This is a genomic window from Gordonia sp. w5E2, assembly GCF_036540975.1.
Classification (GTDB): Bacteria; Actinomycetota; Actinomycetes; order Mycobacteriales; family Mycobacteriaceae; genus Gordonia; species Gordonia jacobaea.
In genome coordinates this window covers 1816987-1834906 of the sequence record NZ_CP144213.1, presented here as the reverse complement: position 1 = coordinate 1834906, position 17920 = coordinate 1816987, and the positions used below count along the sequence as shown (strand labels likewise).

General features: G+C 62.4%; 12 protein-coding genes and 2 rRNA genes. 1 reads left to right on the top strand and 13 read right to left on the bottom strand.

Annotation, left to right across the window (positions count from 1 at the left end; translation table 11 throughout):
* Positions 1-63 precede the first annotated feature (63 nt).
* Positions 64-3198: ribosomal RNA gene (locus RND64_RS08315) — 23S ribosomal RNA — on the bottom strand.
* A gap of 425 nt (positions 3199-3623) precedes the next feature.
* A 16S ribosomal RNA gene (locus tag RND64_RS08310) occupies positions 3624-5145 on the bottom strand.
* The 16S and 23S rRNA genes sit together here, the layout of an rRNA operon.
* An 827-nt stretch (positions 5146-5972) precedes the next feature.
* Between RND64_RS08310 and mftM the strand changes: the two genes are divergently transcribed.
* Positions 5973-6863: a mycofactocin oligosaccharide methyltransferase MftM gene (gene mftM, locus RND64_RS08305; RefSeq protein WP_331436545.1), complete on the top strand. Its 891-nt coding sequence runs from the start codon at positions 5973-5975 to the stop codon at positions 6861-6863.
* Positions 6864-6926: 63 nt separating this feature from the next.
* On the opposite strand, the gene RND64_RS08300 is transcribed toward mftM, so the two are convergent.
* From RND64_RS08300 to RND64_RS08250, 11 genes are all read right to left on the bottom strand, one after another.
* A complete protein-coding gene (locus RND64_RS08300; protein WP_200903301.1) occupies positions 6927-7547 on the bottom strand; it encodes a MadR family response regulator transcription factor in 621 nt (206 codons plus the stop codon).
* 35 nt (positions 7548-7582) lie between these two features.
* Positions 7583-9010 (bottom strand): MadS family sensor histidine kinase, encoded by a 1428-nt coding sequence (locus tag RND64_RS08295; RefSeq protein WP_331436544.1) that lies wholly within the window; start codon positions 9008-9010, stop codon positions 7583-7585.
* 50 nt (positions 9011-9060) lie between these two features.
* The gene (locus RND64_RS08290; RefSeq protein ID WP_442903967.1) at positions 9061-10275 is read right to left on the bottom strand and encodes an iron-containing alcohol dehydrogenase; all 1215 of its coding nucleotides are present in this window, start codon (positions 10273-10275) and stop codon (positions 9061-9063) included.
* 62 nt (positions 10276-10337) lie between these two features.
* Positions 10338-11861 carry a VWA domain-containing protein gene (locus RND64_RS08285; RefSeq protein ID WP_331436543.1) on the bottom strand — a complete coding sequence of 508 codons (1524 nt, stop codon included), beginning with the start codon at positions 11859-11861 and terminating at the stop codon, positions 10338-10340.
* Between the two features lie 15 nt (positions 11862-11876).
* Positions 11877-13142, bottom strand: a complete 1266-nt coding sequence (locus RND64_RS08280; RefSeq protein ID WP_049700964.1) for an AAA family ATPase — start codon at positions 13140-13142, stop codon at positions 11877-11879.
* Between the two features lie 147 nt (positions 13143-13289).
* Positions 13290-14582, bottom strand: coding sequence for an NDMA-dependent methanol dehydrogenase (gene mdo / locus RND64_RS08275; protein WP_049700965.1), 1293 nt, complete (start codon positions 14580-14582; stop codon positions 13290-13292).
* A gap of 187 nt (positions 14583-14769) precedes the next feature.
* Positions 14770-15528 carry an energy-coupling factor ABC transporter ATP-binding protein gene (locus RND64_RS08270; RefSeq protein WP_331436542.1) on the bottom strand — a complete coding sequence of 253 codons (759 nt, stop codon included), beginning with the start codon at positions 15526-15528 and terminating at the stop codon, positions 14770-14772.
* The gene (gene cbiQ, locus RND64_RS08265; protein ID WP_331436541.1) at positions 15525-16301 is read right to left on the bottom strand and encodes a cobalt ECF transporter T component CbiQ; all 777 of its coding nucleotides are present in this window, start codon (positions 16299-16301) and stop codon (positions 15525-15527) included. The genes RND64_RS08270 and cbiQ overlap by 4 nt, the downstream gene beginning before the upstream one ends.
* 2 nt (positions 16302-16303) lie before the next feature.
* Positions 16304-16699 carry a PDGLE domain-containing protein gene (locus tag RND64_RS08260; RefSeq protein ID WP_049700968.1) on the bottom strand — a complete coding sequence of 132 codons (396 nt, stop codon included), beginning with the start codon at positions 16697-16699 and terminating at the stop codon, positions 16304-16306.
* Complete coding sequence (locus tag RND64_RS08255) at positions 16696-17406, bottom strand: energy-coupling factor ABC transporter permease (protein WP_064869980.1); 711 nt, start codon at positions 17404-17406, stop codon at positions 16696-16698. The genes RND64_RS08260 and RND64_RS08255 overlap by 4 nt, the downstream gene beginning before the upstream one ends.
* 202 nt (positions 17407-17608) lie before the next feature.
* On the bottom strand, positions 17609-17917 hold the full coding sequence (locus RND64_RS08250; RefSeq protein ID WP_049700970.1) for an ArsR/SmtB family transcription factor: 309 nt from the start codon (positions 17915-17917) through the stop codon (positions 17609-17611).
* Positions 17918-17920 lie beyond the last annotated feature (3 nt).

The window sequence follows — 17920 nt, the reverse complement described above, 5'->3', positions numbered from 1 at the left end:
TGTTTCAGAAGTGTCATAGTGGATGCGAACACACCTTTATTACAAGTTGATGTGTTGGGTGTTGTTGGTAAGTCCTCGGCCGATTAGTACCAGTCACCTAAACCTATTACTAGGCGTACAGTTCTGGCCTATCTACCCCATGGTCTGTAGGGGGCCTTAACCCTTCAAGAGGGTGAGAAACCTCATCTTGGAACAGGCTTCCCGCTTAGATGCTTTCAGCGGTTATCCCTTCCGAACGTAGCTAACCAGCAGTGCTCCTGGCGGAACAACTGGCACACCAGAGGTTCGTCCGTCCCGGTCCTCTCGTACTAGGGACAGGTTTCCTCAAGTTTCTAACGCGCGCGGCGGATAGAGACCGAACTGTCTCACGACGTTCTAAACCCAGCTCGCGTGCCGCTTTAATGGGCGAACAGCCCAACCCTTGGGACCTACTCCAGCCCCAGGATGCGACGAGCCGACATCGAGGTGCCAAACCATCCCGTCGATATGGACTCTTGGGGAAGATCAGCCTGTTATCCCCGGGGTACCTTTTATCCGTTGAGCGACACCACTTCCACACGTTGGTGCCGGATCACTAGTCCCGACTTTCGTCCCTGCTCGACATGTACGTCTCACAGTCAAGCTCCCTTGTGCACTTACACTCAACACCTGATTGCCAACCAGGCTGAGGGAACCTTTGGGCGCCTCCGTTACATTTTAGGAGGCAACCGCCCCAGTTAAACTACCCACCAGGCACTGTCCCTGAACCCGATCAGGGTCCGAGGTTAGAAGTCCAATACGATCAGAGTGGTATTTCAACAATGACTCCATGAACACTGGCGTGCCCACTTCACAGTCTCCCACCTATCCTACACAAACCGAACCGAACACCAATACCAAGCTATAGTGAAGGTCCCGGGGTCTTTTCGTCCTGCCGCGCGTAACGAGCATCTTTACTCGTACTGCAATTTCGCCGAGTCTGTGGTTGAGACAGCAGAGAAGTCGTTACGCCATTCGTGCAGGTCGGAACTTACCCGACAAGGAATTTCGCTACCTTAGGATGGTTATAGTTACCACCGCCGTTTACTGGGGCTTAAATTCTCAGCTTCGCCCCCCGAAGGGAACTAACCGGTCCTCTTAACCTTCCAGCACCGGGCAGGCGTCAGTCCGTATACATCGTCTTACGACTTCGCACGGACCTGTGTTTTTAGTAAACAGTCGCTTCTCTCTGGTCTCTGCGACCCACACCAGCTCAAACAGTAAATGTCGTCACCAGAATGGGTCCCCCTTCTCCCGAAGTTACGGGGGCATTTTGCCGAGTTCCTTAACCACAGTTCTCTCGATCGCCTTAGTATTCTCTACCTGACCACCTGTGTTGGTTTGGGGTACGGGCCGTGTACCAACTCACTAGAGGCTTTTCTCGGCAGCATAGGATCATGGACTTCACCACAACGGTTACGCATCACCTCTCAGACTTCATGAAACACGGATTTACCTATGTTTCGTCCTACAGGCTTACACCAGGACAACCATCGCCTGGCACCACTACCTTCCTGCGTCACCCCATCGCTTGCCTACTACCAGCCAAGGTCCTGTGCATCACCCCACTCGAGACCCGAAGGTCTTCTCGGAGGATCTGGACAGTTAGTACAACTGATTCAGCATGGGCGCGGATACACGGGTACGGGAATATCAACCCGTTGTCCATCGACTACGCCTGTCGGCCTCGCCTTAGGTCCCGACTCACCCTGGGCGGATTAGCCTGGCCCAGGAACCCTTGGTCATTCGGCGGCAGAGTTTCTCACTCTGCTTTCGCTACTCATGCCTGCATTCTCACTCCCACACCCTCCACACCTCGTTCACACGGGCGCTTCCACGGATGCAGGACGCTCCCCTACCCACCCACACACCTAGCCCACAACCCGTAGATCATGGGCGGGCTTATGTGAGTGCCGCGGCTTCGGCGGTGTACTTGAGCCCCGCTACATTGTCGGCGCAGGATCACTTGACCAGTGAGCTATTACGCACTCTTTCAAGGGTGGCTGCTTCTAAGCCAACCTCCTGGTTGTCTTCGCGACCCCACATCCTTTTCCACTTAGTACACGCTTAGGGGCCTTAGCCGGCGATCTGGGCTGTTTCCCTCTCGACTACGAACCTTATCGCCCGCAGTCTCACTGCCCTGCTCTCACTTACCGGCATTCGGAGTTTGGCTGACGTCAGTAACCTAGTAGGGCCCATCGGCCATCCAGTAGCTCTACCTCCGGTAAGAAACACAGAACGCTGCACCTAAATGCATTTCGGGGAGAACCAGCTATCACGGAGTTTGATTGGCCTTTCACCCCTACCCACAACTCATCCCCTCCATTTTCAACTGAAGTGGGTTCGGGCCTCCACGACGTCTTACCGACGCTTCACCCTGGCCATGGGTAGATCACTCCGCTTCGGGTCTAGACCCGGCGACTCCACGCCCTATTCAGACTCGCTTTCGCTACGGCTACCCCACACGGGTTAACCTTGCCACCGAGCACTAACTCGCAGGCTCATTCTTCAAAAGGCACGCCATCACCCACAACCAACCAAATGATTCGCAGGCTTTGACGGATTGTAAGCGTCCGGTTTCAGGTACTATTTCACTCCCCTCCCGGGGTACTTTTCACCTTTCCCTCACGGTACTTGTCCGCTATCGGTCACCAGGAAGTATTCAGGCTTACCGGGTGGTCCCGGCAGATTCACAGCAGATTCCACGAGCCCGCTGCTACTTGGGCACCCATCACGCAAGACCACACGTTTTCAGCTACCGGACTCTCACCGTCTACGGCAGACCATTCCAGGCCACTTCACCTAACATGCAGCATTTATCACTCACGCCCCGACAGGTAGATCGGAGAAGATGAACCCCACAACACCACACACACAACCCCTACCCGGTATCACATGCGCATGGTTTAGCCTCCTCCGCTTTCGCTCGCCACTACTCACGGAATCACAATTGTTTTCTCTTCCTATGGGTACTGAGATGTTTCACTTCCCCACGTTCCCCCCACACAGCCTATACATTCAGCTGGTGGTAACACGACATCACTCGTGCTGGGTTTCCCCATTCGGACACCCTCGGATCACAGCTCGTTTGACAACTCCCCGAGGACTATCGCGGCCTACCACGTCCTTCATCGGCTCCTGGTACCAAGGCATCCACCGAACGCCCTAAAACACTTACAACAACACCTACAAACACACCCCACACAAACAACCCCAAAAAGAGGCCATCCACACGAGACACGAATGTAGACACAAAAACTCGACAAAACACACAACCAAAAAACTTGTATGCATTGCAAAAATAAAGATGCTCGCATCCACTATGCACTTCTCAAACAACACACATCGAACGTCCGCATACTCCTCCGCGTCTCATCACAAGACGCCTCAGCAGAGCTGCGCGATATTCGACATCCGGAGAAAACTTGCGTTCTCTCAGAACCCCGATAGTGTGCGATAAACGCGCTGGCCTCGCGGCCGGCGACAACCCAGCTACAACCGAATGAGTCGGTACAGCTTTGAGTTCGTTTGATGTTTCACCCGTGAACACACTCGTGCCGCACCACGATCGGGTGCAGAAACACGGTTGTTTGTATGCTCCTTAGAAAGGAGGTGATCCAGCCGCACCTTCCGGTACGGCTACCTTGTTACGACTTCGTCCCAATCGCCGATCCCACCTTCGACAGCTCCCTCCACAAGGGTTAGGCCACCGGCTTCGGGTGTTACCGACTTTCATGACGTGACGGGCGGTGTGTACAAGGCCCGGGAACGTATTCACCGCAGCGTTGCTGATCTGCGATTACTAGCGACTCCGACTTCATGGGGTCGAGTTGCAGACCCCAATCCGAACTGAGACTGGCTTTAAGGGATTCGCTCCACCTCACGGTCTCGCAGCCCTCTGTACCAGCCATTGTAGCATGTGTGAAGCCCTGGACATAAGGGGCATGATGACTTGACGTCATCCCCACCTTCCTCCGAGTTGACCCCGGCAGTCTCCTGCAAGTCCCCGGCATAACCCGCTGGCAATACAGGACAAGGGTTGCGCTCGTTGCGGGACTTAACCCAACATCTCACGACACGAGCTGACGACAGCCATGCACCACCTGTACACCAACCACAAGGGAACAGCCATCTCTGACTGCGTCTGGTGTATGTCAAACCCAGGTAAGGTTCTTCGCGTTGCATCGAATTAATCCACATGCTCCGCCGCTTGTGCGGGCCCCCGTCAATTCCTTTGAGTTTTAGCCTTGCGGCCGTACTCCCCAGGCGGGGTACTTAATGCGTTAGCTACGGCACGGATTCCGTGAAATGAAACCCACACCTAGTACCCACCGTTTACGGCGTGGACTACCAGGGTATCTAATCCTGTTCGCTACCCACGCTTTCGCTCCTCAGCGTCAGTTACTACCCAGAGACCCGCCTTCGCCACCGGTGTTCCTCCTGATATCTGCGCATTTCACCGCTACACCAGGAATTCCAGTCTCCCCTGTAGTACTCAAGTCTGCCCGTATCGCCTGCACGCCTGCAGTTAAGCTGCAGAATTTCACAGACGACGCGACAAACCGCCTACGAGCTCTTTACGCCCAGTAATTCCGGACAACGCTTGCACCCTACGTATTACCGCGGCTGCTGGCACGTAGTTGGCCGGTGCTTCTTCTGCTCCTACCGTCACTTGCGCTTCGTCGGAGCTGAAAGAGGTTTACAACCCGAAGGCCGTCATCCCTCACGCGGCGTCGCTGCATCAGGCTTGCGCCCATTGTGCAATATTCCCCACTGCTGCCTCCCGTAGGAGTCTGGGCCGTGTCTCAGTCCCAGTGTGGCCGATCACCCTCTCAGGTCGGCTACCCGTCGTCGCCTTGGTAGGCCATTACCCCACCAACAAGCTGATAGGCCGCGGGCCCATCCCCAACCGCAAAAGCTTTCCACAAATCCCCATGCGAGGAAAAATGAATATCCGGTATTAGACCCAGTTTCCCAGGCTTATCCCAAAGTCAGGGGCAGATCACCCACGTGTTACTCACCCGTTCGCCACTCGAGTACCCAGCAAGCTGGGCCTTTCCGTTCGACTTGCATGTGTTAAGCACGCCGCCAGCGTTCGTCCTGAGCCAGGATCAAACTCTCCATGAAAACCTATCAAAAACCCGCCAACCATACAGTCGACAGAATTTTCAACACAATCTCAGCCAGAGAGACAAAAACCTGACCAAACAAAAACTAGCAACACCCAGACCCAAAGACCTGAGCGTCACAAAAATAAATCATCACATAATCCAAAAACTTGGACACACGATGCCAAAATATGGCATCAAACAATTCATCACACACTATCGAGTTCTCAAAGAACGCACACCCACTGGCGCTACCCCTGAAAAGGGCTTGACCAGCAAGCTTGTTCCGTTTGGAGGATGTTGACCCCGTCTCCGGAGCAACTCTTCCAGCCTACCAGATGATCTCTGCGATCCGCAACTCCGTGTTGTTTCTCGTTTGGGAGTCATCTGGTTCCCTCGATCTCGCTCCGGGCGCCGAGGCACCCGGTGTGATTTCTCGGGGGTTGGTCTGCGCTGAACCCGGTTTCCCTTCCCCGTTGCTCTCCCTCTCAGGAGGCCGTCCGGGGCGGCGCCGTGGCGCGCTGACTCGAAGAAAGTTACGCAATGCGTCGGCGAGGGTCAAATCGCCTGGTCAGCAAGTGCGCCTAGCGACGTTTCCGCAGGTGACGGGCGGTCAGGCAGTGCCCCGCAGCGTCGAAATCTCGCCTGAACCCCCGAAATCCACGAATGTGATCTGCGTCATTCTGCGCTGGCGGGCTGTCTCCTGGCGTCCCAGTGGACCTTGCGCGAGGCGCCTACCAGGGAGTTCAGCGCCCAGCGGCCGAGACGGAAACCCATACTTTCGGTCAGTGACCTCGTCTGACAGGTCAGTTACGCGTGCGGGGGTCGGCTCCTACCGTTCGAGGTATGACCATCGCCCCAGAGATCAGGAGCGCAGCCACCAGGAGCGCGGGCACCCCGACGACCAGCACCATTACGGTGCGTCGGGCCGATCCGGCTACCGGGGAACTCACTGCCGAGGGCTTCCGACGATGCGGCTCGCTGTCGTGGCGTCGGACCACTACGCAGGACGGATCCACGACGGTCGACATCCGCCATCCGTTCACCAGCGACCTGATCTCCGACGATGTCATGGTCTCGGCCCTGGTCTGTCTCGTCGAAGACGGAGCGCTCGCGGGTCAGTGGGAGTTCGAGGAGGCCGCGGTCGGACTGATTCGCTCGTCCGCCTCCTCCGCGGACCTCGCGTGGTCGTCGTTCTATGACAACTCGCTGCGAGATCTCGTCACGGGTATCGCCTCGTTCAGTCCCGTTCATCGTCGAGCTCGCACCCTGGTGCAGGGCACCGAGGTGTTGGAGGTCGGCTGTTGCTTCGGGCTTTTCGCGCTGCAATGCGCCGAAACTGGGCTCAGTGTCAGCGCGTGCGACATCTCGGCCGGCGCGATCAACCTTCTGCGGGCGGCAGCCGCGCGACGTCGGACTTCTGTCGACGCGATCGTCGCGAACGCGACCGATCTCCCCTGCGCCGACGACTCGGTCGATACCGTCACCCTCATTCACCTACTCGAACATTTGTCACGTGACGAAAGAGATCGTGCGCTTGCAGAAGCCCTACGGGTCGCTCGGAGGCGCGTGATCGTCGCCGTCCCCTACGAGGAGGAGCCGAGTCCACACTTCGGGCACCTGAGCTGTCTGCGTGAGCGCGACCTGATCGACTGGGCGCAACACGTCGACCATGCGGGCGCGGAGATACTCGACGACCACGGCGGCTGGTTGATCCTGACACCTCGGGCCGACTAGCGCCGACGACACCAATTCACGAGCGGCCATTCAGAAGCGACCTCAACTCACGAGCGCCGCGATTCAGATGAGGCCTCGTTTGCTGGCGATGTAGACCGCGTCGGTGCGTTTGGTGACCCCGAGTTTGCGAATGATGTTGCGAATGTGGAACTTCACCGTCGACTCCGAGATGAACAGGGTCTCGCCGATCCGCTTGTTGCTCAGTCCGTCGGCCAGCAGTCGGAGTACCTCACGCTCACGCTCGGTCAGTGCCTCCGGACTCTCGCCACCGCCCGACACCGTCCGCAGCACGATTGCCGCGCTTCGCGGATCGAACGCGCTGCCGCCACCCGACACCGCTTGGATAGCCCGCACGAGTTCGGTCGTGTCGACGTCTTTGACCACGTATCCGCGTGCTCCGGCTTTCACCGCGCGCACGACGAGATCATCGTCGAGGAAGGTGGTGAGCACCAGACTGGCCACATCGCTGTGCCGCTGCGCGATCTCGGTGATGAGTCGCAGCCCCTCGTACTCGGTGCCTGCCGTCAGCTTGAGATCGACGACGACCACGTCCGGGCGGCACCGGGCAACCTCTGCGAGCGCGTGATCGAACGAACCAGCTTCTCCGACAACGGATATCGTGTCCTCGCGTTCAAGCAGTGATCGTATGCCCGCCCGTAGTAGCGCATGGTCGTCGACCAGCATGGTCCGTATCGAGCCGGCACTGACCTCTGTGGAATTCACCGCACAACCTCCTCGTGTCGAGGCCCTGACTCGCTCCTCGAGTAACTCGTCGACGCCGATCCGACGTCGGGCAATGTGGCCGCAATGCGTATCCCACCGAGTCGCGAACGACGTACCCGGACCTCGCCACCCAACTGATCCGCGCGCGCGGCCATGTTGGCCAGTCCCCGGTGCCTGCCTGCGAGGTCGCCGAGCATCGCCGCACGCATCACCCGCCGAAGATGCCCGGGATCGCCCCCGCCGTCATCGTCGACGGCCAGGCCGACGTGGTCGTCGGCATATGTGAGGACCACGCGCGCAGTCTGTGCCCCGGCATGCACCGCGGTGTTGAACAGCGCCTCGCCCGCGATCCGCAGTACCGCGTGTTGCACGTCGTCGGGGACGTCACGCGGGCGTCCGACGATGCGGACGTCGGTGTCGAGATCGGCGGGCATGTGCATCGAACACAGTTCGTCGAGCACCTCGCCGAGACTCAGCCCCTCGACCGACGGCGACTGGTTGAGCGCGTAGATGACCGACCGCAATTGTTCGACGGCGTCACGGGTCAGCTTCCCCGCGACTTCGAGGCGCGCGGCCGTCGCGGCGTCGGACTCCATCCGACACACCTCGATCTGGACGCCGGCCGACAGCACCGACTGCGTGACGGAGTCGTGGAGTTCGCGGGCGATGCGTTCGCGTTCCTCTGTGACCAGTCGCTGGCGCATCACGGCCGACAATTCTCGTTGTGTCCGTTGAAGTTCCGCGTTTCTGACGGCAAGGTCTGTCGCCTGCTCGCGCGCCTTGGCGTAGGCATCCTCGGCACGCGCGAGCTGATGTCGACTCTCCTCGAGCAGCGACGCGTTCAGGAGGGCGACCATCGCCTGTCTGGCAAGAATGCGCATCACGACGAGATCGGCGGAGTCGACGACGTGATGATCCGGGGTCCATGCCGAGAGTCCGCCGACAACGCGGCCGTCGAGGTGCACCGGCACGTGAAGGTGATGCTCAGCGACCACTGGTCGGCTCAGCTCGCCCATCTGATTGCGGAGGACGTCGTTGAGCCGGTTGAGCACCTCGTCGGGAAGGTGACTCGGTGTGCGCGCGGCCTGCACGCCCTCGAAGGCGTAGATGGTTCCGTCGCCGCTCATCATTAGGTGCCTTGGCCCCGTGCGCTCGAGTTCGCCGTCGCTGAGGGCAAAGACCACCCAGTCGGCGTCGAGGTGTTCCCGCACGGCACGCACCACCGAGAGGACCAGGTTCTCGGGGCCCTCGGCGGTTTGCACGAGCGCGCGCGAGATGCGATCGAGCGCCCCCACCACGCGCGTGAGCCGCTGCTCGACGCCCCGATACTGCGCATAGTGCGAGCCCTTGACCGAATGCAGCCCGACCAGCGAGTCCAACTCGGGCCCGTACTGCCCAGACCCGTGCAAACCAGATCCGCTCACCCCCGGTACGTCGGTCCCCGGCCCGTATCCCTCGGGCTGGGCGCCCCCGGTCACAGCGCCTCGCGATAGATGCGCGCGACGTCGTCTGCGGTCGGTTTTCGCGGGTTGGTCGTCATGCAGGCATCGAGCAGCGCGTTCGCGGTCAGGACCGCGACGTGCTCGTCGCGCACGCCGAGCGATCTGAGGTCGGCTGGCAATCCGACGCGGCGCGACAACGACGCGACCTCGTCGGCGAGTTGCTCGGCAACAGCATGGGGCGAGCCGCCCCGGACACCCACTGCGTCGGCGAGTTCGACATAGGGCGTCGGGTCGATCTTCGCGTTGAACCGGATGACATGCGGCAGGAGGACAGCGTTGATCGCACCGTGCGCGGCGTCGCACAGTCCGCCGACCGGGTGGCTCATGGCGTGGGTGGCCCCGAGGATCGCGTTGGTGAACGCCATGCCCGCCTCGAGCGCGGCGTACGCCATGTCGGTTCCGCTGTCGGGATCCGACGGATCGTCGACAAACCTCTCGATGCTGCGCCACGCGGTGCCGATCGAGCTCAGCGCCGCACGATCGCTGAGCCGATTGTGCGCGAGCGATGCGTACGCCTCGAGGCAATGGGTGATCGCGTCCATGCCCGACTGCGCGGCCACGTCGGCGGGAAGCGAGGCAAACGTACGCGGGTCGACCACCGAGACGTCCGGCACCAACCCGCGACCGATGATGGTCACCTTGGTCATGCGGTCGACGTCGTTGACGATGCAGAACTGCGAGACGTCCGAACCACTTCCGGCCGTGGTCGGTGCCGCGATCAACGGGGGCAGCGGCCGTCGGGCGCGATCGATCCCCTCGTACTCCAGGATGTGTCCACCGTTGGCGGCCAGAATCGCGATCCCCTTTGCCGCGTCGATCACCGAGCCACCGCCGAGGGCGACGATGCCATCGGCACCGCTCTCCTCGTACCGCGCGAAGCCCGCAACGATCTCGGGAGCCCGCGGATTGACCGATATGTCGGTGAAAGACGACACCGACAGTCGATCGGAGTGAAGTGCTTGTGCCAGTTGGGGATACCACGGAGTCGCCACCAGTCCGCGATCGGAGACGATCAGCAGGCGACGCATGCCGAGACCCGCGGCCGCGCGCGGCACCTCGGCGAGCGACCCCGGCCCGATGATGATCTCCGGTGTGTGGAACTTGGCGATGTGCACGCCTCCGCCGCGCGCAGCCCGCGTATCCCGAACGGTGCTCGGCGCGCGGGTGTCGACGACGTCAGTCCCCACGCCTGTCACCTACCCATCGCAGCGTTGTCTTCCGGCCCGAATCCTACGCGCGATGCCACCACTCACGCGCCCGAAGCCGCAACCGAGACCTGCTCCAATTCGGCAAGATCGTGCACGACGTTCACACGGTCGCAGTAGGTGGCGTATGCGGGGAGATCGCACGAACCGAGGCCCCAGGAGTAGGCCGGCTCGGGTGTCAGCCAGATGGTTTCGCGCGCACGTCGACTGATCTCCTCGAACGCACCGAGGTTCGGATCCTTCCCGTTGTTGCGGCCGTCGCCGAGCACGATGACCGTCGTCCTTCTGGTGATGGCGCCGCCGTACTCGTCGAGGAACGTCTGCAGCGCGTTGCCGTAGTCCGAATCGGCGTCGACGTCGAGCACGCCGCCCGCCGGCAGGCCCGACACGACCAGCGACAGCGCCTCCTCGGCAGGGTGCTCGGCGAAGAGGTCGGTGATCTCGACGAGGTCGGACACGAAGGCGAACGATCGGACGTGCGCGACCATGCTCTGCAACCCATGGACGAGTTGCAGGGTGAACCGCGTCGTCGTACGCACCGACAGCGAGACGTCGGCGAGGATCAACAGGCTCGGCCTGTCCTCGACCTTGGCGACGGTGATCGGCCGGAACGGAACGCCGTCGAATCGGAGGTTGGCGCGCATCGTGCGCGCGGCGTCGACCGTGCCCCTCGCGGCCACCTTCCGACGCGATCGTGGCGCGCCGTGCAGGCTGCGGATGAGTCGTCGCACGGACTCCTCGAGGCTTGCGCGCTCCTGCTCGCCGATCGCGTCACGAACGCTCGCCTTGATCTCGCGGTCCTCGAGCTCGTGGTCGGTGGCCATCAGTTGCTCGAGGTGATCGCGAAGTTTCTCGGGCAGGCCGTCGAGAAGGCCCGCGAGCGCGCTGCGCAGTGCTGCGAGTTCCTCCGGGTCGGGCTGCGCTCCTTCTGCCTCGGTGTCGTCGAGCCAGTCGAGCAGCGCCATCTCCTGGGCAACCGACAGTTCGGCGTCGAGTTGTGTTGCGTTGCCGCTCACCAACTCTCCGGGCCGACCCGGATTGTGCAGGCGGGACACGGTGAGCTGGACACGCGCCGCCTGCTCCGAGTTCGGAACCGAGTCGGCCGACAGGACGATCTCGTCGGTCAACGACGCCATGTCGAGTTTGTTGGCCTCCTGATGGAGGTTGTACTGCTCGGCGAGGTCCTCAGGATCGAAGTACTGCCGGATATTCGACGGCGGTCCGTGACTGTGTCCCTGCGCGGGAGTCTTGCTGACCTCGTCCGACAGCGTGTACTCCTCGAGCTCACCCTCGTCGGAGAGATCGTCGTGCGTGTGCGAATGACCTTGTCCGCCATTGTCTTCGACGACCGGCCGCAGTGCGAAGAACCTGTCGAAGACCCGCGCGAACGTGTCCTCGTCCCGACGGTCCTTGATCAGACAGGCCTGCAGCGCAGAGCGGAGCAGCTCGCGATCGGCGAGGATCTCCGCCGTCGCAACGGCGGCCATGGCGTCCATCGCCTCCGAGACCCCGATTCGCACGCCGTGCAGGCGGAGCAGACGGATGAAGCGGTGTACGGCACCTTCCATCAGCGCACTCCCCCGCTAGACCGGCCGCTTGCGCGCACCGCGAGCGTTGAACGACCTGCTGCCCTGCGATGCGCTGACGGTGCGCGTTCCGGCATCGCTCTTCGCTCCGGGCGACCCGTAGTATTCGTCGCCGTGGCGGCCGGGCTCGTCCTTCGCCGCGCGGCGTGCCTTTCCGGATCGGTCGGCGGACGCGTGGTCATGATCGTGGTCGTGATCATGATCGTCATGACTGTGCGAATGCCCGGGCCCGTGAGAGTGGCCGTGCGAATGTCCGTGGGAGTGAAGGTGATCGGGCACCTGGGCGTTCGGGTCGACGAGTCGCGGTAGCGCGTCGAGTGCGCGGGTCAGGTCTCTGTCGTACTTCACGACGACATTGGCCGTGGCCGACAGCAGGTCCGCACTGAGTTCGTCGGCGCCGAGCACGGCAAGGGTGCGCGCCCAGTCGATCGTCTCGGAGATGCTCGGCGCCTTGCGCAGATCGAGATCTCGTAGACCGCGGACGATCTCGACGAGTTTGGCCGCGAGGACGTCGGCGAGTCCCGTGTCCTTGGACTTGATGATGTCGAGTTCGCGTGCGGCGTCGGGGTAATCGAGCGACAGGTGCAGGCAGCGTCGTTTGAGTGCTGCGGACAGATCGCGAGTGTTGTTGGAGGTCAACACAATCATCGGCTGGTGAGTGGCCACGAAGGTACCGATCTCGGGAACCGACACCTGGTACTCGGCGAGGAGTTCGAGGAGCACAGCTTCGAGCGCCTCGTCGGCACGGTCGACCTCGTCGATCAGCAGCACGACGGGCTTTTCGGATCGCACCGCTTCCAGCAGCGGGCGGGGTGCGAGGAATCGCTCGGAGAAGAAGACGCTCTCCTCGGCACCGATCCGATCGACTGCCTCCGACAACGACGCGGCGTCGGCGACCACCTGACTGATCTTCTCGCGCAACACCTGCGTGTAGAGGAGCTGCTTGCCGTAGTCCCACTCGTAGAGCGCCGTGGTCTCGTCTTGACCCTCGTAACACTGCAGCCGCAACAGTTCTCGCCCCGTGACGTCCGCGAGAGTCTTGGCGAGCTGTGTCTTGCCCACTCCCGCGGGTCCCTCGAGCAGCACGGGCTTGCCGAGTCTGCTCTGCAGAAAGACCGTCGTCGCCAGGCGTTGGTCGGCGAGGTAGCCGGCGTCGGCGAATCGGGTCACAACGTCGTCGACGTCGGCGAAGTGTGAATGGTCAGCGGGGTCGGCCCCCGCGGCGGATGTGCTGTCGTCGGTTGCGGCGAAGTGCACGGACATCGGCGTCTCCTGTGCTCGGAAGGGAGGTGGTGCGGTGACGGGCTTGCGTAGGGGGTGGAGCCGGATGACGGATTCCGCTTTGGGGCAGCGGAATCCGTCATCCGGGGCCGTGCCCGCACGGTCGCGCCGTGCGGAGTTCTTCCCGACCTACGGCAGAAGCTCGTCGAGGTCGCCGTTGACGCAGTGCTCGACGACCGGCCGGACCGTCTCGAACGTGCACTCCTTGGGGTTGCCGGGCGTGCACGCATCACCGAGGACGTGGTTGGTCAGCGCGTCGATGGTCGCGGCATCGGTGGTGATGTCGGGACGACCCTCGTAGAACTTCGTCGGGCCCTGGCCGAGACGGTTCTTCGGGTACGAATCCTGCTTGACGTCGGCGAAACGCTCGACGATGCCCACGTCGCGGAGCAGTCGGATCGCAGCGCCGAGCGCGGCGTCTGCTGCCTGCACCTTGGTCATGCCGTGCGTGTCGACGCCCATGGCCTGCGCCATGTCTGCGAAACGCTCGTACATGGTGGGCATGTTGAACGCCCACACGCGCGGCAACGCGATGGCGTTGTTCAGGCCGTGGTGGGTGTCGAAGAATGCCGAGACCGCGTGACTGATCGAGTGGATGATGCCGAGACCGCCGGAGTTGAAGGCCTGCGCCGCAATGTATTGCGCGTACATCATGCCCTCGCGACCCTTGAGGTCCGTCGGGTTCCAGGTGGCCTCACGCAGGTTCTCCGCGGTCATCTTCACCGCGTAGAGCGCGTTACCCATCGACGGCGGGAAGTTGAGCCGCGAGACGTAGGGCTCGGATGCGTGCGCGAGGACGTCGAAGCCGCACTGCGCGGTGTAGGCCACCGGGCAGTCGTAGTACAGCACCGGATCGTCGATCGCCAGCGTCGTGACGGCGGCGTCGTCGAACGCGACGTACTTGTGCGGCTTGTCGGGGTCGGTCGTCGTGTCGGTGATGACGTAGGCCCACGACGTCTCCGAACCTGTTCCGGCAGTGGTGGATACGGCGATGTGCGGCGGATTCTTGGGATTCTCGCTCTTGTTGAATCCCTCGAACTCGTTGACGCTTCGACCGTCGTGCGCGACCGAGATGCGTGCACCCTTGCAGGCGTCGTGCGCGGAGCCGCCGCCGATCGAGATGAACGAGTCGCACTGCTCGGAGTTGTAGAGCGAGACCGCGTCCATGACGTTGTAGTCCTTGGGGTTGGACTCGACCTTGTCGTAGAGCACAACCTCGAGTCCGTGGTACTTGCACGACTCGACGATCTTGTGGACCGTGTCGCTGCCACGCAGGCCGGTCGTCATGATGAGCGTCTTCTTGAAGCCCAGCTTGAGAGCCTCCGGCCCGATCATCTCGTGCGCACCGGGACCCATCATGGCGCGCGGGAACGGGTGAAACTCCTTGATGGGGAACGGCTTGAGTAGTTCGTCTACCTGCATTTCTGACCTGACCTTCTCGTGCTGCCGACACACGTGGCGTCGGGAGTGGGTGAGCGATCGAGACGTTACGCGCGTCACACCCGGCCTCAGAAGTGCTTTGCGACCGAACCGTCCGATACTGCCGCCAGTACTGACCCGCGGTCGGGTGAGCACCTGACCTTCCGGACAGGTACCCACCGCGGCGGTTTCAGCGTTGGCACACCCTCGCACGCCGCAGGGTCTCGGCGTCGAAACCCCACGGCAGCTCGAGCCGATGCGCGGCGAGCAGTGCGGTGTCGGCAAGGATCGCGTCGACGGAATCGTCGGCGACGACCCGCCCGTCATCGACGATCACCGCGCGGTCGCACAACTGGGCCGCATAGGGCAGGTCGTGGGTGACGACGAGCATCGTCGTGTCGAGGGTGAGCAGGGTGTCGGCGAGTTCGCGCCGCGCCACCGGGTCGAGGTTGGCCGACGGCTCGTCGAGCACGAGTATGTCTGGGCGACAAGCCAATACAGTCGCGAGGGCACCTCGTCTGCGCTGTCCCCCGGACAGATGGTGTGGACTGGCACCCGCGTGCTGCGTCATCGACACCGCCTCGAGCGCCTCCGCGACCCGCTGCGCGAGTTCGGGGCCGTCGACACCGAAGTTCGCGGGACCGAAGGCGACGTCCTCGGCGAGCGTCGGCATGAACAACTGGTCGTCGGGATCCTGGAACACCAGGCCGACGCGTCGTCGTACCTCGCGCAGCGTCGACTTCCCCACCGGTGAGCCGTAGATCGACACCGACCCCGAGGTCGGCAGAAGCACACCGTTGAGCGCGAGCATCAGGGTCGTCTTGCCCGCCCCGTTGGGACCGAGCACTGCCACCCGCTCACCCTCGGCGACCGACAGGTCGATGCCGTCGAGCGCGACATGGCCGTCGGGATAGGCGAATCGGAGTTCTCGGATGTCTATCGCGTTCATGACAGGCTCCACGCTGCGGCCGCAACGGCGACGGCAGCGGCCGCGGGAAGCAACACCAGCGTCCACTGTGCAGACGTCGCACGTGGCGACGTCGCCACGCCGGGCATGTCGGGGATCGTTCCGGTGAACCCCCGCGACATCATCGCGAGGTGCACCCGTTCGCCACGTTCGTAGGAGCGCAGGAACACCGATCCGACGCTCACGGCAACAGCTTTCGCCTGATGCAGTGCGCGCGGAGAATCACCGCGTGCGGTACGCGCGATCTGCATGCGCTTGACCTCCGCGGACAGCAGATCGACGTACCGCAGCATCATCACGAAGATCGGGGTGATGGTCCGGGGAACCCCGAGCCTGCTCAGTGCGACGGGCAACTCGCGGGCCGGGGTGGTTGCCGCGAAGGTCAACGACGCCGCGACACCCAATGTGCCCTTGACGACGATTCCCCATGCAGCGTAAAGCCCTGCCACGGAGAGGGATACGCCGACGACGTCGACGCGACGCCCACCTTCGGCGAACGGCAACAACACGGCGAGGACGACGAACGGAACCTCGATCAGCATCCGTGGAACGATCCACCGAAGCGGAACGCGGGCGAGCTGCCACACGACGAGCACGATGACCGCGAAACCCAGGTAGGGCCAGAACATCTCGCGCGGCGTGGCGACCACGGCGAAGACGAACAGCACGAGACAGACGAGTTTGACCTCGGTCGGCGCGCGGTGCACACGCGAGGTGACGTCGCGGTAGAGCGGATGTGCGTGCCCGGCGCCCATCGTCAGTCGTCTGCCTGAACTGCGGCGCCGCTCGTTCGACGTGCGCGGGCGATCAACCAGAACGCGCCGACCGCCACCGCGAGAGTGACGAGCACGCCGATGATCCCAGCGATGCCGTTCGTGTACTGGGCACCCTTCACCGCGTACTCGGCGAGCGGCGACGACGACATCGCGTGATCGGTGGCGTGCTGTGCGATGCAGGTGCCCTTCAGCTCCTCGACACCGTTCACCGTGACGGTCTGACAACCCTGCAGAGTGGCCGAATCGAGACCGTCTGGCGAACTACTCGCGAAGTAGGACAGCAGTCCCGCGATCAGTAGCGCGACCACGGCGAACCCGATGAGGAAGTGACGACGCCGGACTCGTGGCGGGCGCGACTCGGATGCGGCGATACTCATGCCGCCACCTCGATTCGCTCGGAGACAACGCGTTCGCGCCGCAGCAGGTAGACGAGGTCGGGACGCGCTTTGGCAACGGCGACGACAGTCACCGCGGTGATCAGCCCTTCACCGATCCCGATCAGGATGTGTGTGCCCCACATGTAGCCCGCGACCGTCGTCAGGGATGTCGTCGCGGCACCGCCGATCGCGTACTCGATGACGAAACCCGTTGCAGCGGAGACGGTTCCACACAACGCCGCAATGAACGAGATCGCGCCGAGCCGCGACACCCCGCGGCGTCGGGAGCGCAGGAGTCGCGACAACCCGACCGCGACGCCGTACCCGACGAATGTCGAGATCAGGGCCATGTTGGTGATGTTGGCACCGAGGGCGGTGACGCCACCGTCGGCGAACAGCAGACACTGCACGACGAGGACGATCGCGATGCACAGCGCACCGGTGTACGGCCCGACCAGGATGGCGGCGAGTGCACCACCGAGCAGGTGTCCGCTGACGCCGGGCAGTATCGGGAAGTTGATCATCTGGACGGCGAAGATGAACGCGGCAACGAGGCCGGCCATCGGTACGGCCTTCTCGTCCAGATCGGTCCGAGCGCGCCACGCACAGAATGCGAGTCCCACTGCGGCGACGACACCGAACAGGATCGACGTCTGCGCGTTGATGATTCCGTCGCTCATATGCATGGCGACGACGGTTGTGGACATTGAGCGGTGTCCCTTCAACGGGTGAGCACGTGCGTGCCGTCAGACCCCGGGATGCGCGGTCCGCACGAACACGATGCGACAGACGTTAGGTCCAGCGCCGACATCTGTCCACTTATTCAGATGTTGAAGCGGGCAGACTATCCGAAGGGTCAGGTGTGACACTGACCACACGATGCTCCGAGGTGGCCGGCCAGTCTGTTGCCTAGGAGGGCGGGTTGTGTCCTGCACCGATCCAGTGCAGAAGATCGTGAACCGTCTCGTCGTCGAGCCGGTAGCTCACCGATCGTCCGACCCGCGTCGACGTGACCCATCCCTGATGACGCAGCACACGTAGCGCCTGCGAGACCGCGGTCTCGGTGCGTCCGACCTCTGCGGCGATATCGCCGACGATGATGCCCGGATGGCGGTGCAGCACCAGCAGGATCTCCAGGCGGTGCGGGTCCGACAGCAGGTCGAACCGGGTGGACCATTCGGCGATGTCGACGCCACGAGCGTGCTCGATGTCGGCCATGCG

Excerpts from the sequence above, each read along its gene's own strand:
- RND64_RS08260 (WP_049700968.1), bottom strand. The coding sequence starts at position 16,699 with ATGAGTATCGCCGCATCCGAGTCGCGCCCGCCACGAGTCCGGCGTCGT.
- RND64_RS08250 (WP_049700970.1), bottom strand. The coding sequence starts at position 17,917 with ATGGCCGACATCGAGCACGCTCGTGGCGTCGACATCGCCGAATGGTCC.
- RND64_RS08285 (WP_331436543.1), bottom strand. The coding sequence starts at position 11,861 with ATGGAAGGTGCCGTACACCGCTTCATCCGTCTGCTCCGCCTGCACGGC.
- mftM (WP_331436545.1), top strand. The coding sequence starts at position 5,973 with ATGACCATCGCCCCAGAGATCAGGAGCGCAGCCACCAGGAGCGCGGGC.
- cbiQ (WP_331436541.1), bottom strand. The coding sequence starts at position 16,301 with ATGGGCGCCGGGCACGCACATCCGCTCTACCGCGACGTCACCTCGCGT.
- RND64_RS08300 (WP_200903301.1), bottom strand. The coding sequence starts at position 7,547 with ATGCTGGTCGACGACCATGCGCTACTACGGGCGGGCATACGATCACTG.
- RND64_RS08255 (WP_064869980.1), bottom strand. The coding sequence starts at position 17,406 with ATGTCCACAACCGTCGTCGCCATGCATATGAGCGACGGAATCATCAAC.
- RND64_RS08270 (WP_331436542.1), bottom strand. The coding sequence starts at position 15,528 with ATGAACGCGATAGACATCCGAGAACTCCGATTCGCCTATCCCGACGGC.
- RND64_RS08280 (WP_049700964.1), bottom strand. The coding sequence starts at position 13,142 with ATGTCCGTGCACTTCGCCGCAACCGACGACAGCACATCCGCCGCGGGG.
- mdo (WP_049700965.1), bottom strand. The coding sequence starts at position 14,582 with ATGCAGGTAGACGAACTACTCAAGCCGTTCCCCATCAAGGAGTTTCAC.